Origin of the sequence: Tepidibacter aestuarii, assembly GCF_934924865.1 — a bacterium.
Classification (GTDB): domain Bacteria; phylum Bacillota; class Clostridia; order Peptostreptococcales; family Peptostreptococcaceae; genus Tepidibacter_A; species Tepidibacter_A aestuarii.
Genome location: NZ_OW235315.1, coordinates 546,486 through 562,081 on the forward strand (window position 1 = coordinate 546,486; position 15,596 = coordinate 562,081).

Here is a 15,596-nt window from a genome sequence, read left to right on the forward strand (position 1 = left end):
AATGAAAGTTATTGGCATTTGACAATAATATAAAACAGGAGTATACTCAAAGTAGCATATGCCAATAAAATAAAAATAAGGAGATGAAATACATGGGAGAATGCAATTCTTGTCCAAGTAGTGAAACATGTTCTAAAGATAAAGATACATGTATGTTAGAATACAATTCATTAAGCAATGTGAAAAATATTATAGGAGTTATGAGCGGAAAGGGTGGAGTTGGTAAGTCAACTGTATCAGCACTTATAGCTAAGCATTTGAGTGAGGAAGGATACAAGGTTGGTGTTCTTGATGCAGATATAACAGGACCTAGTATTCCAAGACTTTTAGGAGTTAGCAAGGAAAAGGTTATGGTATCTGATAATGTTATGTACCCAGCTAAAACTAAGGATAATATAAGTGTATTATCTCTTAATTTATTGATGGATGAAAATCAACCTGTAATATGGAGAGGTCCTATGATTGCTGGTGTTGTTAAGCAGTTTTGGACAGATACATATTGGGCAGAGTTAGATTATTTAATAATAGATATGCCTCCTGGAACAGGAGATGTTGCACTTACAGTTATGCAATCAATTCCTATAGATGGAGTTGTAATGGTTTCTATTCCTCAAGATATGGTTTCTATGATAGTATCAAAAGCTGTAAGTATGGCAAGACAAATGAATATAAATGTGTATGGGGTAGTTGAAAATATGAGCTATATAAAATGTCCTGACTGTGATAAGAAAATAAAACTGTTCAGTGATGAAGAAAGTGACAATTTCTTAGAAAAAATGGATCTTGAACTTTTAGGAGAGCTTCCTATGACTAAAAGTGTAAGTGGACTTGAGAAAAATACTGATAAGCCTCTAGATAAAGAAGTTAAAGAAGTTATGGAAAATATAGCAAGTAAAGTATTAAAAAAAGCTACTAACTAAGGAGGGACTAATATGAATATAGCTGTATCAGCTTTTAAAGAAAATAAAGATAGTTCACTAGATAAGAGATTTGGAAGATGCGAGTGGTTTCAAATATACAACCAAGAAAAAGAATTAATAAAGGCTGTAAAAAATGAAGGACAAATATCTGGATCAGGAGCGGGAGTTGCAGCTGCACAGCAGATTATAGATGAGGGTATAGATGTTGTTATAACTGGAAACCTTGGACCTAATGCATTTAAGATACTTAAAAAAGCGAATATAAAGGCTTATAAATGTAGTGATATTTCTGTTGAAGAAGCTGTAAATATGCTAAATAAGGGTGAACTTGAAGAAATTGAAGCAGCAGGCAAAGCTCATCACGGGATGAATGTATAAGGAGGAGTTAGTTTGAATATAGCTGTACTTAGTGGGAAAGGCGGAACAGGAAAGACTACAGTTTCAACAAATATAGCTTTAGCCTTAAATGCGAATTATATAGACTGTGATGTAGAAGAGCCTAATGGTTTTTTATTTTTACAGCCTAGTATAGAGAGCGTAGATAGTGTTTCGGTTGAATACCCTGATATAGACTACGATAAGTGTACAGGATGCGGTAAATGTGTTAAAAGCTGTGATTTCAATGCTTTAATTAATGTAAAAGATGAAATTATGGTGTTTGATAAACTATGTCATTCATGTGGAGCGTGTGAGATAGTATGCAAATCTAATGCTATAAAGTATAAGTTTAGAGAGATTGGAAAAATAGAAGAGGGTAAAAAATCAGATATAAAATGCACTAGAGGAATTTTGAATATAGGAGAGCCTATGGCAGTTCCTATAATAAAAAAGGTTTTAGATAATATTGAAACTGATATAAATATAATAGATTGCCCTCCAGGAACATCTTGTAATGTAGTTAATTCTTTAAAATATGCAGATATGGGAATTTTAGTAACAGAACCAACAGAATTTGGAATTCACGATCTTAAGATGGCTGTTGCGCTTGTTAGAATGTTTGATATTCCATTCGGAATAGTCATAAATAAAGATAATGAAGAAAATAATATAGCTAGAAAATACTGTGAAGGTGAAAACATAGATATAATAGGCAGTATTCCATATAGTAAGGATATAGCTAAGATATACTCAAGAGGAGAACTTCTATACGAAGATTTGAAGTATAAGAGTATATTCGATGAAATAGCCCAAAGCATAAAGGGAGTGTTTTCATGGAATTAGTGGTGTTAAGTGGTAAAGGTGGAACAGGAAAAACTACAATTGCTACTGCTTTATGTGAGCTAAATGAAAAAGTAGTTAGGGTGGATTGTGATGTAGATGCACCTAACTTATATCTTTATTATGATGGAGAAGATATTAAAGAGAAAGATTTTTTTAAGGGAAAAAAAGCTACTATAGATAGATCTTATTGTATGGAATGTTTAAAGTGTGAGGATATATGTAGATTTGGTGCTATAAAAAATTTAAATATAGATCATTTTTTATGTGAAGGATGTGGAGCTTGTACACATGTATGTGAGCATGGCGCCATAAACTTAGATGATGAAAAAACTGCTCAAACATTTATAACAAAGCTTGATAACGGAATAATATCAAGAGCCAAAATGGAAATAGGAAGCGATGGATCAGGACTTTTAATATCGGATATTAGGAATAATGCTAAAAAATTTAATGAAAACAGTGATCTGATTATAATAGATGGATCTCCTGGGATTGGATGTCCTGTTATATCTTCAATAACAGGAGCTAATATGGCGTTAATAGTTACAGAGCCTACAAAATCAGGACTTGAGGATTTAACTAGGGTAGTTTCATTATGTACTCACTTTGGTATACTTACTATGGTATGTATAAACAAATGTGACATGAATGAAGAAATAGGCTTTGAAATAAAAGAATTTATAAAAAATAAAAACCTGAAATTAGTTGGAGAAATTCCATATGATGAGACTGTAGTTAAGTCTATAAATGAGTTGAAGCCAATAACATTATATAAAGATAGTATAGCTAATAGAGCTATACAAAACATGTGGGTAAATATTAAAAAATTAGGAGGAATTTAAAATGAAAATAGCAGTTGCCAGTGATAATAAAATGGTTAGTGGACACTTTGGACACTGTGAGGGATTTAGCATATATGAGTCAGAGGATAATAAGATTTTAAAAAGTGAATTTGTTGAAAATCCAGGACATAGACCAGGTTTTTTGCCAGTATTCTTAAAAGAGCTAAAAGTTGATGTTATAATAGCTGGAGGTATGGGAGCTACAGCTCAAGATTTATTTAGAGAAAATAATATAGAGGTTATCGTTGGTGCAAGTGGTCTTGCTGATGAATCAATACAAAATTATATAGATGGGAATTTAAAATCAACTAATAGTGTATGTACAGAACATGAACATGAGGGAAGTTGTAACGGCTAATGCTGTAAAAAAGTCCCTGTATAGTTTGAATAATTAATAGGTAATGATATAATTAAAATATTATACAGTACAGGGAGGTATAGCTATGGCAAGACCTACAAAGGTTAGGACAGTAGAATTTTTTCCGGAAAATAATTATTTTGTTCCAGTTGGAAAACAAAAATGTGATATAGAAGAAGTTGAAGTAAAGATAGAAGAACTTGAAGCTATGAGACTTAAGGACATAGAGGGATTGAATCAAGAAGAATGTGCAAAGAAAATGCAGGTTTCTAGACAGACATTTCAGAATATAATAGACAGTGCTCGTAAAAAGGTAGCTGTATCACTAACTGAGGGAAAAGCTATAAGAATAAGTGGAGGACACTATACTACGAAGCACTGTAGGTTTAAATGTATGGACTGTGGGAATGAGTATAATATAAAATACAGTCAAGATAAAAAATCATGTCCTGATTGTGGATTAAATAAGGTTACTTGTACAAAAAAAGTTGGATTGTGCAAAAAGTTATGTGAAGATAAATAATATATTTGCAAAATATCATATTTGATATATAATTAAATCAAACTTTTACAAAAGTTTAAAATAATTTAATAAGAAGCTAGGGGTGCCTTTTGGCTGAGAGATAGATATTGTCTATTAACTCTTTAAACCTGATTTGGTTAGTACCAACGTAGGGAAGTTATGATTATATGGTTTTAGTATATTCATATTAATTGTATTCGTTATGAATACAATTTTTTTTTGTGAAATTACTGATTTAAATATACAAAAGTTCCCCTAGACTTTTTGAGAATAGGGGGACTTTTTTTATGAATATCAAAAAAGATTATAGAGTACCAGTACTGACAATAGCAGGATCAGACTCATCTGGAGGAGCGGGTATCCAAGCGGATTTAAAAACGTTTAGTGCTCTTAAAACTTTTGGAATGAGTGTTATAACAGCAATTACAGCTCAAAACACTAAAGGTGTATTTGCTGTAGAAGAGATTAGCAAAGAGATAATAAAAAAGCAAATAGAAGTAATATTTGAAGATATTCATCCAAAGGCTTTGAAAATAGGGATGGTTTCAAGCCCTGAGATAATAAAAGAAATAGCAGATACATTGAGCAAATATGATGTTAATAATCTTGTAATAGATCCAGTTATGATTTCAAAGAGTGGATATTCTTTATTAAAACCAGAAGCCAAAAAAAATCTTATAAATTACTTAATACCAATGGCTTATATTATAACTCCTAATACTATGGAAGCTGAGGAGATAACAGGTGTACATATTCAAAACTTAGAAGATATGAAAAAAGCTGCTGAGAAATTATTAGAGCTTGGACCTAAGTATGTATTGGTTAAAGGCGGTCACTTAGATGGTGATGCTGTTGATTTATTAATGGGTGATGGTGTATGTGAATTGTTTGAATCTAAAAGACTTGATAGAAAAAATACTCATGGAACAGGATGTACATTATCATCAGCTATAGTCACTCAATTAGCACATGGATATGATATAAAACAAGCAGTTAGAAACAGTAAGGAGTACATAACAAATGCGATAGAAAATAGCTTTGATATAGGCCATGGGGTAGGTCCTGTTCATCACTTTTATGAATTTGACAAAGGAGGAAATCAATAGTGTATAAATTAATAAACAAGGTAAAGGAAGTATCGCCATTAGTAGTTCACTATACTAATGAAGTTACTATAAATGATTGCGCAAATATGACTTTGGCAATAGGGGCGAGTCCTTTAATGAGCTATTCATATGAAGAATTAGAAGACGTAATAAATATTGCAAGTTCAGTTGTTATAAACATAGGAACTATGAATACTTCTCACTTAGATTTATTTGTAAAAGCATCAAAATATGCAAATAAAATTGGAAAAAAACTTGTATTAGATCCTGTTGGCGTATTTGCATCAAACAAAAGACAAGAAATAGTAAAAAAGCTTTTGGAAGAAGCAAAATTCGATGTTATTAAAGGTAATATGGCAGAAATAAAATTCATAGGGGGACAACAGGTCAATGGACAAGGTGTTGATTCTCACGAGGAATGTGATGACATTGAATATCTAAAAAAAACAAGTAAAAGATTTAGTACGACATTAGCTATAACAGGTAAAACTGATATTATAGTAAATAATGATAGGGTTGTAAAAATACATAATGGAACACCAAAGTTAAAGAGTGTAACGGGAACAGGATGTATGATAAATAGCTTAATAGGAAGTTTTTTAGGTGTTAGTGATAATAATATGGATGCTGCTATTATAGGAACATTGTGCATGTCATTAGCAGGTGAGCTAGCGGATAAAGCTGAGGTTGCAATTGGGTCATTTAAGGTAAATTTATTTGATAATATATATACACTTACAGAAGATAAAATAAGAAATCTTGGAAAGGTTGAGACTGTATGAAAATATCAGAGTATCTATTAAAAGAGGTAAAACACATATGGGATAAATATATAGATCACCCATTTGTAAAGGAAATAGGTAATGGAAGTTTACCTAAGGAAAAATTTAAGGCATATCTTATACAGGATTATTTATACCTTAAAGAGTATTCAAAGGTGTTTTGTATGGGAGTCGTAAAAGCAAAGACTATGGACGAAATGAGATTTTTCTATAAATCGATAAAAGGAACTATGGAGGATGAAACAGCAGTTCACATAGAGTACTTAAAAAAGTTTGGAATAAAAGAAATAGAAATTGAGAGTATGGACATGGAACTCGTAACAACATCTTATATAAGTTATATGCAAGCGTTGTCTTTAACTGGAGATTTAGAAGACATAGTAGCAACAACTCTTCCTTGCACATGGAGTTACAATTATATAGGAAAGTATCTAAAGGATAAATATGCAGATTGCTTAGAAGATAATTACTATAGAGCATGGATAGATACATATGCATCAGAGGGCTATTCAAAGTTTACAGACGAATGGATAGATTATATAGACGATATATGTTCTGATATAACAGATGAAAAGAAAGAAAAAATTAAAGACATATTTATAAAATCTAGCCTTTATGAACTACAATTTTGGGATATGGCATATAAGAGTTTAGACTAGGAGGATATTATGGAAAACAGCATTATTTTAGGAATTGGAGTTTTATTATTAATTATGTACTTTTGGGATTTAAAAAATAATAAGCCTGATTTAAGAACAATTATAACAATAGGTATTTTTAGTGGAATATCATATATTCTTTATATTATACAATTTATTAAATATCCTCAAGGAGGAGGAATAAGCTTATTTTCAATGGTTCCTGTAATGCTTATTTCACTATTGTATGGAAGAACAGCTGGATTAACAGCAGGTCTTGTATTTGGATTATTAAAAATGTTAAACGGTATGTTTGTAGTTCACCCAGCACAGTTCTTACTTGACTACATATTATCTACTATGGGACTTGGACTAGCATTCGTATGCGGTAGAGAAAATAAGTATAAAATATTTATGGGATGTTTATTTGCTGTAGTTATAAGCGTTGGTATGAACATATTATCTGGTGCTGTATATTTTGGACAATATGCACCTGAAGGTATGAATATATGGTGGTATTCTTTTATATATAATGCATCAAGTGCAGGTGTAGAAGGCGTATTGTGTGCAGTTATAGTAGCTAGCTTTCCTATAAAAATAATTATCAGTAAGTTTAGTACTGCAAAAGTATAATATAACCGAAAAAGAGGAGGTAGGAATATGAAGGATTATGGTCTTTATATAGTAACTGATAGTAAAATATTAGATGGAAGAGATTTTTATAAATGTATAGAAGATTCATTAAGAGGTGGAACTAAGACGGTTCAGCTTAGAGAAAAATATGCAACTGGAGCTGAGTTTTTACAAAAAGCAATTAAGTTAAGAGCATTGACTAAAAAGTACAATGCTATGTTCATTGTAAACGATAGAGTTGATATTGCTATGATGTCAAATGCTGATGGAGTTCATGTAGGTCAAAGTGATATACCTGTTTCTTATGTGAAATCTATAGTAGATGAAAATATGATAGTAGGAGTATCGGTATCTAACATTGAAGAAGCTAAAATAGCTAAAGCAGATGGAGCAGACTATATAGGAGTGGGCGCTATGTTTAACACGTCTACAAAGCTTGATGCTAAAAGTGTAAGTATAGAAACACTTAAGAATATAAGAGCAGAGATTGATATTCCAATAGTTACTATTGGAGGTCTTCAATTAGATAATATAGATTTATTAAAAAAGTGTGATGTTCAAGGGTATGCAGTTATATCAGCTATACTAGGAAAAGATGATATAGAAAGTGAATGTGCTAAATGGCTATATAAAATAAAATAGCTCCATCAACAGGGGGGAGGTCGTTGATGGAGCTAATATAGGAATTAATTAAAGCTTATTAATTCCTCAGTAGATTATTATATATTATCTACAATTATAAATTTTATATACATTTTTTATGAAAAATATATAAAAGATTTAAATTGTTGTAACAAAACTGTGACAAAACTCTTTTAGAATAAAGTTAATAAATCAAATACTTAAATTTGAAAGGGGAAATAAAAATGAAAGCAAGTTCAAGAACAAGAAAATTACTTAGTGGAATACTAATAGGAGGAACATTATTATCATCTGTTGCAGGAGTTGCTTTTGCAAATGAGCTTAACAATTTAAATCCTACAAATAAAGTATCTGTTAATAGCCAAATGAATAAAGGTATGGGTTCTAGAAATTGTAATTTTAAACAAAATAGACATGGTGTTAATAAAGATATGAGTTCTTTAGTTGAAAAAGGAATTCTGACTCAAGAAGAAGCTGATAAGATAAAAGATTTCCAAGAACAAAAAAGAGATCAAATGCAAGAAGCTACTAAAGATATGACAAGACAAGAAAGATTTGAATACATGCAAGAAAATAGAGTTAAAGGCGAAGGATTCTTACAACTAGTTGAAGAAGGAATTCTAACTCAAGAAAGAGCGAATGAAATACAAGACAAGATGCATCAAATGAAGGCTGATTTGAATAAACAAAAGCACGAAGAAAGAGTAAATAAATTAGTAGAAGATGGTATAATAACTCAAGATGAAGCAGACAAGTGGATGGAGTTTAGTGCTGAAAAATCTGAAGCAAGACAAGTAGAAATAGAAAAAATTAAAGATATGACGGCAGAAGAAAGAAAAGAGTATTTTAATGAAAATCCTAGACAAAAGGGAGAAGGATTAACAGAGCTTGTAGAGGCTGGAATAATATCTCAAGATACAGCAGATAAAATAAAAGAAAACCATCAAAATGATCAAAGAGGAAATAGACAAGGCAATGGACAAAGACGAGGCAATGGACAAGGAAGAGGAATGAATCAAAACTTTTAATTAATAAAGAAAGACTCTCAAAATATGAGAGTCTTTTTTGCGTCTAAGAAAGCTATAATTTTTTGTGTAAACTTATATAAAAATATATATATAAGATTTAAATTGTTGTAACAAAACTGTGACAAAATTTCTTTAAAATAAAGTTAAGAAATCAAACATTTGAAAGGGGAAATAAAAATGAAAACAAATTCAAGAGTCAGAAAATTACTTAGTGGAGTTTTAATAGGAGGAACATTATTATCATCTGTTGCAGGAGTTGCTTTTGCAAATGAGCTTAGCAATTTAAATCTTACAAATAAAGCATCTTTTAGTAGCCAAATGAATAAAGCTATGGATTCTAAAAAGCATGATTTTAAACAAAAGAAACATGACATTAAGAAAGATATAGATACTTTAGTTGAAAAAGGAATTATAACTCAAGAAGAAGCCGATAAAATGAAGGAATTACAAGAACAAAAAAGAGCCGAAATGCAAGAGGCTACTAAGGATATGACAAAACAAGAAAGATTTGAATATATGAAGCAAAATAAACCTGAAAATAAAGGAGGCATATTTTCTGAATTAGTTGAACAAGGATCATTAACTCAAGAAAGAGCAGATGAAATACAAGATAAGATTCATCAAATGAAGGTGGATTTAAATAAACAAAAGCATGAAGAAAGAATAAATAAATTGGTAGAATATGGTATAATAACTCAAGAAGAAGCTGATAAGATAAAGGATTTCCAAGAACAAAAAAGAGCCAAAATGCAAGAGGCTACTAAAGATATGACAAAAGAAGAAAAATTTGAATATATGAAGCAGAATAAGCCTGAAAACAAAGGCGGAATATTTGCTGAATTAGTTGAACAAGGGTTATTAACTCAACAAAGAGCAGATGAAATACAAGATAAGATGCATCAAATGAAGGAAGATTTAAATAAACAAAAGCATGAAGAAAGAATAAATAAATTAGTGGAAGATGGGATTATAACTCAAGATGAAGCTGATAAGTGGACTGATTTTAGAGATAAAAAAGCTGAAGAAAGACAAGTAGAAATGGAAAAAATTAAAGATATGACGCAAGAGGAAAGAAAAGAATATTTTAAGGAAAATCATAAAGAAAAAGGCGAAGGCTTAACAGAGCTTGTAGAAGCTGGAATAATATCTCAAGATACAGCAGATAAAATAAAAGAAAACCATCAAAATGACAATAGAGGAAATAGACTAGAAAATGGACAAAGACCAGAGCATGAACAAGGAAATAGACAAGGAAAAATGATGAAGGAAAACCTTTAATTAATATTTAATATAAAGAGACTCTCATAATATGGGAGTCTTTTTTGTGCCTAAGAAAATCATAATATTCTTATGAAATACAACAAAACTTCTAAACTTTCTACGCTCATATAGCTAGTTTTTCTTGATAGGAAATAATTGATGATATGATTATTATAGATTAAAAATTAAAATAAAATATCTAAAAAATTATTAAAGATAATAAAATTGAAATTATAAATAAATAGCAATAAAAAAGTAAGTATCACTTCGTATAGGACAACTAGAATGATAGTAAAAAAAATATATATTGCTAATATAATTATATTGGCAAATATGAGAATAAAAAACGAAAAACGAAAGGAGATTAAATAAATCGTGTGTGAAACTATGATAGCTTTGAGCATATTTATAGTAAAATATCTGTTTATTATTTTAAAAAAAATAGATACAACTGCAATAGCATTTTTAGGTGCATCATTTATGATTTTATTTGGAATTATAAATCAAGAAGAAGCACTTTATATTGTTTATATATAAGTATTGATTTTATCTAAAATGAAGACTATTATATATTAAGATTGAATTGAAAAATGAAAGTGAAAATTTTAAAAAATCAGATAAGTTGGCGGTTATTGACAAAAATTTATTAAACCTGTATAATAGACGAGAAGATTATGTATAAAAACTTATAATAAGAGGGTGTTTAATTAAAAAATATCATAAAAATGAATTTGAGTAACTAATGTTAATCTAATTAAAAAGTCTCATTTATTTAATAATATATGAGTGAGCAGAAAAAGAAAAATCAATAGACAGAATATTATGCGAAAAAATTAGGGGGTTTTTATGAGTGAAAAAAAACGTATAACGTTAGGAGTATCACTTATACCGATAGTTTCATTGGTATTATTTTTAGCAGTAGCAGTATTTAAATTTGAGGCATCTCCACATATACCATTAATAGCGGCATCTGCTGTTGCTGGTCTTGTGGCGACTTATATAGGCTATACTTGGAAAGAAATAGAAAGCGGAATGTTAAAGAGTATAAATATGGGAATGCAAGCCATATTAATACTTATGATAATAGGAACTATTATAGGTACTTGGATATTAAGTGGTGTAGTCCCAACAATGATATACTATGGGCTTCAGATATTATCACCATCAGTATTCTTAGTTGCAACTGCTATAATATGTGCAGTGGTAGCACTTTCGACTGGATCTTCTTGGACAACTGTTGGTACTGTTGGTATAGCACTTGTTGGTGTTGGTAAAGGACTTGGAATGTCAGAACCTATGATAGCAGGAGCTATAATATCTGGTTCTTATTTTGGAGATAAAATGTCACCTTTATCAGATACAACAAACTTAGCACCTGCAATGTCAGGAGCTACATTGTTTGATCATGTAAGACATATGTTATATACAACTGGACCGTCGTTTTTACTAGCACTTGCTATATATGGAGTGCTTGGCATGAAGTATGCTGGCGGAGATGTTGATTCTGAAAGTATTAATTTGATACTTAACACTTTAAACAGTCAGTTTAATATAAATCTTATGTTATTAGTACCACCACTTTTAGTTATAGCGCTTGTTATATTTAAGGTTCCGGCTATACCTGGACTTATAGGTGGATCTATAATAGGAGCTATATTTGCAGTTGTATTTCAAGGAGCAGGACTTGAAAGTATTTTAGCGGCAGCTCAAAGTGGATTTGTATCTAATACTGGAGTTGATGTAGTTGATCAGTTATTAACTAGAGGTGGACTTGATAGTATGATGGGAACAGTATCATTAATATTATGTGCACTTAGTTTTGGTGGTATACTAGAGAGTACAGGTATGCTTCAGTGTATGGCAGGAAGTATATTAAAATTAGCAAAAGGTACAGGTTCATTAATACTTGTTACAGTGCTATCTTGTGTATTCACTAACTTAGTTACTGGAGATCAATATTTATCTATAGTTGTTCCTGGTAGAATGTATAAGGATGCATATAGAAAGAGAGGACTACATCCTAAGAATTTATCTAGAACTCTTGAGGATTCAGGAACTCTAACTTCTGCATTAATTCCATGGAATACATGTGGAGCTTACATGTCAACAACTCTTGGAGTTCATCCATTTGCGTATCTTCCATATGCATTTTTAAATATAATTAATCCTATAGTTGCTGTAGTTTATGGATACTTAGGATTTACAATAGAATATGTAGATGAGGAATTCTTCGAAGAAGAAACAGCATAGAGAATAAGATACCTATAAACAATTTTGTTTATAGGTATTTTTTATTTGATTGAAATCCTAATTTCTCATGTTTTCTGGTGATTTTTTTATCATTATTTCTTTGATTAAAAAATAATCTTTCATTTTATCACCTCGATGTAAAATAGCTATTTTAATATATTTTAACCTATTTGAGCAACGAAGCCCGGAGGACTCGTTGGCGATATGAGCCATGCGTTAGCATGAAGCGAATTTTTTATCGTATTCTTCGAGAAAAAACAATTTTATACACATAATAAAAACGTTATCCACACATATTGTAATTATTTTACTGAATTATTAATTAAAAATTCGAAACTTATTAACAAATTATAGGAGGTTTTTTATATGAGCAAAGAAGCAAAATTACTTAAAATAGATGCAGATCTTTTTTAGTTTCTTTATAAAAAATTCTGGATGAAGCTTGGGGCTTCAAATAACTCAGTATCTCTTAGTGTACATACTTTTATAAAAGTTGCATAGTGGTTCTTCATTAGGCTCTTAGAAGTGTTATTCTAAGAGTTTTTTATGTATAAGAAAATAGCATGAAGTGAATTTTTTTATAGCACATATTTTTTTATGAAATTCAGATACTAATAAAGCGAAACTTAATTCAGATATTTTTTTGTAATATCTAAACCTTTAGATTTTAAAAAACTGATTATTATATAAATTAAAGCTATATTTAACCAATTTTATCTTTAACTTAATATGAATATAATTTTTTTAACTCTTTCTTAACTTATATTTAACCTAAATTTAACAATACTAATATTTTATTTTGATAAGATTAAGAAGGTCACAATTTGACGAAATTATAAAAAAATTTAATTATAAAACCGAGGAGGAATAATATGGCTGTAGAAATAGCAATGGGGATAATTGGTGGTCTTGGATTGTTTCTATATGGAATGAATTTGATGGCAGCAGGGCTTCAAAAAGCAGCAGGAGAAAAATTAAAAAAGATAATAGCTATGTTAACTAGTAATAGATTTATGGCTGTCTTAGTTGGAACATTTGTTACTGCTGTTATACAGAGTAGTAGTGCAACGACTGTTATGGTTGTTGGATTTGTTAATGCTGGAATAATGAAATTAACTCAAGCTATAGGAGTTATAATGGGAGCTAATATCGGTACTACAGTTACAGCTCAGCTTGTATCTTTTAAATTAACTGATATAGCACCAGTTGCTGTTGGAATAGGTATGATAATATATTTATTTTCATCTAATGAACGAAACAAGAAATTTGCAGAGATATTAATTGGTTTTGGTATATTATTTATAGGTATGGATTTTATGAAGCATGCTGTTAAGCCTTTAAGAGAGGTTAAAGGTTTTACGGATGCATTAGTAAGTTTTGGACATAACCCTTTCCTTGGTATATTAATGGGATTCGGACTTACTGTAATAGTTCAAAGTAGTAGTGCGTCTATGGGTATACTTTTAGCTCTTGCATCTGAAGGTTTAATGCCGTTATCATCAGCACTTCCTATCTTATATGGAGAGAACATAGGAACTTGTGTTACGGCTCTTTTATCTAGTATAGGAGCTAGCAAGAATGCAAAAAGAGCAGCTATTATGCATTTAACATTTAATATAATAGGTACTACTATATTTGCTTTTATTTTAAGTGCGCCTATAACTGCGCTTGTAACAAGATTTGATCCTACTGATGTTACAAGACAAATAGCTAATGCTCATACTCTATTTAATATTATAAATGTTGTAATACAATTCCCATTTGCAATGTTCATAGTAAAGATTGCTATGACTGTAATACCTGAAAACGAAGATGAACAAGAATACAAGATTACTAAGTATATAGATGATAGAATTCTTGAAACACCATCAATAGCTCTTTCAAATTCTGTAAGAGAGACTTTAAGAATGGGTAAGACGGCTAGAATATCATTTGAATCGTCTATGAATGGACTTTTAAATAAATCTAGAAAAGATGTAGATGATACTTTTGAAAAAGAAAGAAAAATAAATGAGTTACAAAAGATGCTTACAGAATACTTAATGAAATTATCAAATAAAGATTTATCTGTAAACCATAGAGAAGTAGTAGATGGATTGTTTCACATTATAGGTGATATAGAAAGAGTTGGAGATCATGCTGACAATATAGCTGAGCTTGGCATAGAAGTTATAGAAAAAGATATACGTTTTTCTGATAGTGCTGTAGAAGATATAAAGGTTATGTTTGAAAAAGTTATGTTAGCATACAAAATGTCACTTGAGGCTATGAAGAATGCAGATATAAATTTAGCTTTAAGTACATTGAAGATAGAAGAAGAAATAGATGAGATGGAAAAACTATATAGAAAGAATCATATATATAGATTAAATAACAATAAATGTAATATAGAATCGGGAATAGTATTCTTAGAATTAATAAGTAATATGGAGAGAATAGGTGATCACGCTTCTAATATAGCTAAGTATGTAATAGATGTAAATCCTAACAGTTAAACAGAGAAGGCTAACTTAAAATATTTTAAGTTAGCCTTTTTTTTATTTAAAAAAATTACAATTTCATAAAAAAAGATTACAAAAAAAAGAAAAAACCTAGATTATACTAGGTTCTCCTTGAAATAAATATATATTAAAATATATAATTATTTATTATGCTTTAGTTACGTTAGCAGCTTGAGGTCCCTTAGGTCCTTCAGTTACTTCGAATTCAACCTTTTGTCCTTCTTCTAAAGTTTTGAATCCATCAGTTTGGATTGCTGAGAAATGTACGAATACGTCTTCTCCACCATCTACTGTTATGAATCCGAATCCTTTTTCGCTATTGAACCATTTAACTATTCCTGTTTTCATTTATAAAGCCTCCAAAAAAATTATTCTGTAACTCTGTTACACATGTTCCGTAACTATATTACTAATATAGAATAACATGTATACTTAGTATTGTCAAACGTTATATTTTATATACCCCTATTTATTTTTTTTATTTTTCATAACCATATGTTCTTGATATACATCTTTTATTAAATCCTTTAGAAACCATGATTTATTAGTTTTTGTTAGTAATGCTACCAATGGTTTTGGAAAATTATTTTCTTTTATAAAATTAAAGAAATCTATAATTTCTTTATGTGAAAAACCACTTAAAAGTATAAATGGGATATGAGGAAAATCTTCGTTTGAATTATTATTTTGAGAAGTATCGCTCGAAACGATTATATCATATACTTTTTGGTTCAAATTTGACTTATTTAAAAACACAAAGTTACTTTCACCAATATTTTTGAATAAACTTTCAAACTTAATCATATCTTGTTCAGAATATCCATAAATTAAAATTTTATGAGGATCATTAGGTCTTTCATTGTTTTTATCATCTATTCTATTAAAACTCATT

The 15,596-nt window shown here is 29.9% G+C and carries 18 protein-coding genes and 1 riboswitch; of the genes, 16 read left to right on the top strand and 2 right to left on the bottom strand.

Features of this window, described 5'->3' with window-relative positions:
* Positions 1 to 92: 92 nt before the first annotated feature.
* The 16 genes from M2214_RS02600 to M2214_RS02675 all read left to right on the top strand — a co-directional run bounded on the left by M2214_RS02600 (position 93) and on the right by M2214_RS02675 (position 14,698).
* Positions 93 to 920 carry an Mrp/NBP35 family ATP-binding protein gene (locus M2214_RS02600; RefSeq protein WP_248482531.1) on the top strand — a complete coding sequence of 276 codons (828 nt, stop codon included), beginning with the start codon at positions 93 to 95 and terminating at the stop codon, positions 918 to 920.
* A 12-nt stretch (positions 921 to 932) separates the two neighbouring features.
* Positions 933 to 1,298 (top strand): NifB/NifX family molybdenum-iron cluster-binding protein, encoded by a 366-nt coding sequence (locus tag M2214_RS02605; RefSeq protein WP_248482533.1) that lies wholly within the window; start codon positions 933 to 935, stop codon positions 1,296 to 1,298.
* A 12-nt stretch (positions 1,299 to 1,310) separates the two neighbouring features.
* Positions 1,311 to 2,141, top strand: a complete 831-nt coding sequence (locus M2214_RS02610) for a P-loop NTPase (RefSeq protein WP_248482535.1) — start codon at positions 1,311 to 1,313, stop codon at positions 2,139 to 2,141.
* The gene (locus M2214_RS02615; protein WP_248482537.1) at positions 2,132 to 2,983 is read left to right on the top strand and encodes an ATP-binding protein; all 852 of its coding nucleotides are present in this window, start codon (positions 2,132 to 2,134) and stop codon (positions 2,981 to 2,983) included. The genes M2214_RS02610 and M2214_RS02615 overlap by 10 nt, the downstream gene beginning before the upstream one ends.
* A gap of 1 nt (position 2,984) precedes the next feature.
* Positions 2,985 to 3,341 carry a NifB/NifX family molybdenum-iron cluster-binding protein gene (locus M2214_RS02620; protein ID WP_248482538.1) on the top strand — a complete coding sequence of 119 codons (357 nt, stop codon included), beginning with the start codon at positions 2,985 to 2,987 and terminating at the stop codon, positions 3,339 to 3,341.
* A gap of 85 nt (positions 3,342 to 3,426) precedes the next feature.
* The gene (locus M2214_RS02625; protein WP_248482540.1) at positions 3,427 to 3,864 is read left to right on the top strand and encodes a DUF134 domain-containing protein; all 438 of its coding nucleotides are present in this window, start codon (positions 3,427 to 3,429) and stop codon (positions 3,862 to 3,864) included.
* Positions 3,865 to 3,932: 68 nt separating this feature from the next.
* A riboswitch (TPP riboswitch) is annotated at positions 3,933 to 4,036 on the top strand.
* Between the two features lie 115 nt (positions 4,037 to 4,151).
* Positions 4,152 to 4,970 carry a bifunctional hydroxymethylpyrimidine kinase/phosphomethylpyrimidine kinase gene (thiD, locus tag M2214_RS02630; RefSeq protein WP_248482542.1) on the top strand — a complete coding sequence of 273 codons (819 nt, stop codon included), beginning with the start codon at positions 4,152 to 4,154 and terminating at the stop codon, positions 4,968 to 4,970.
* Entirely contained in the window at positions 4,970 to 5,752 is a 783-nt protein-coding gene (thiM, locus tag M2214_RS02635; protein WP_248482544.1) for a hydroxyethylthiazole kinase, read from the top strand. The genes thiD and thiM overlap by 1 nt, the downstream gene beginning before the upstream one ends.
* Positions 5,749 to 6,411 carry a thiaminase II gene (tenA, locus tag M2214_RS02640; protein WP_248482546.1) on the top strand — a complete coding sequence of 221 codons (663 nt, stop codon included), beginning with the start codon at positions 5,749 to 5,751 and terminating at the stop codon, positions 6,409 to 6,411. The genes thiM and tenA overlap by 4 nt, the downstream gene beginning before the upstream one ends.
* 9 nt (positions 6,412 to 6,420) lie before the next feature.
* A complete protein-coding gene (gene thiT, locus M2214_RS02645; RefSeq protein ID WP_248482548.1) occupies positions 6,421 to 7,023 on the top strand; it encodes an energy-coupled thiamine transporter ThiT in 603 nt (200 codons plus the stop codon).
* A gap of 27 nt (positions 7,024 to 7,050) precedes the next feature.
* Complete coding sequence (thiE, locus tag M2214_RS02650) at positions 7,051 to 7,665, top strand: thiamine phosphate synthase (RefSeq protein WP_248482550.1); 615 nt, start codon at positions 7,051 to 7,053, stop codon at positions 7,663 to 7,665.
* Positions 7,666 to 7,889: 224 nt separating this feature from the next.
* Entirely contained in the window at positions 7,890 to 8,693 is an 804-nt protein-coding gene (locus M2214_RS02655; RefSeq protein WP_248482552.1) for a hypothetical protein, read from the top strand.
* A gap of 177 nt (positions 8,694 to 8,870) precedes the next feature.
* Positions 8,871 to 9,971 (top strand): hypothetical protein, encoded by a 1,101-nt coding sequence (locus M2214_RS02660; RefSeq protein WP_248482554.1) that lies wholly within the window; start codon positions 8,871 to 8,873, stop codon positions 9,969 to 9,971.
* Between the two features lie 357 nt (positions 9,972 to 10,328).
* A complete protein-coding gene (locus M2214_RS02665) occupies positions 10,329 to 10,490 on the top strand; it encodes a hypothetical protein (protein ID WP_248482556.1) in 162 nt (53 codons plus the stop codon).
* A gap of 309 nt (positions 10,491 to 10,799) precedes the next feature.
* Positions 10,800 to 12,203, top strand: coding sequence for a Na+/H+ antiporter NhaC (gene nhaC / locus M2214_RS02670; RefSeq protein WP_248482558.1), 1,404 nt, complete (start codon positions 10,800 to 10,802; stop codon positions 12,201 to 12,203).
* 872 nt (positions 12,204 to 13,075) lie between these two features.
* Positions 13,076 to 14,698, top strand: a complete 1,623-nt coding sequence (locus M2214_RS02675; RefSeq protein WP_248482560.1) for a Na/Pi cotransporter family protein — start codon at positions 13,076 to 13,078, stop codon at positions 14,696 to 14,698.
* A gap of 153 nt (positions 14,699 to 14,851) precedes the next feature.
* On the opposite strand, the gene M2214_RS02680 is transcribed toward M2214_RS02675, so the two are convergent.
* Positions 14,852 to 15,052, bottom strand: a complete 201-nt coding sequence (locus M2214_RS02680) for a cold-shock protein (RefSeq protein ID WP_248482562.1) — start codon at positions 15,050 to 15,052, stop codon at positions 14,852 to 14,854.
* A gap of 117 nt (positions 15,053 to 15,169) precedes the next feature.
* The gene (locus M2214_RS02685; RefSeq protein ID WP_248482564.1) at positions 15,170 to 15,595 is read right to left on the bottom strand and encodes a DUF3783 domain-containing protein; all 426 of its coding nucleotides are present in this window, start codon (positions 15,593 to 15,595) and stop codon (positions 15,170 to 15,172) included.
* Between the last annotated feature and the right edge of the window lies 1 nt (position 15,596).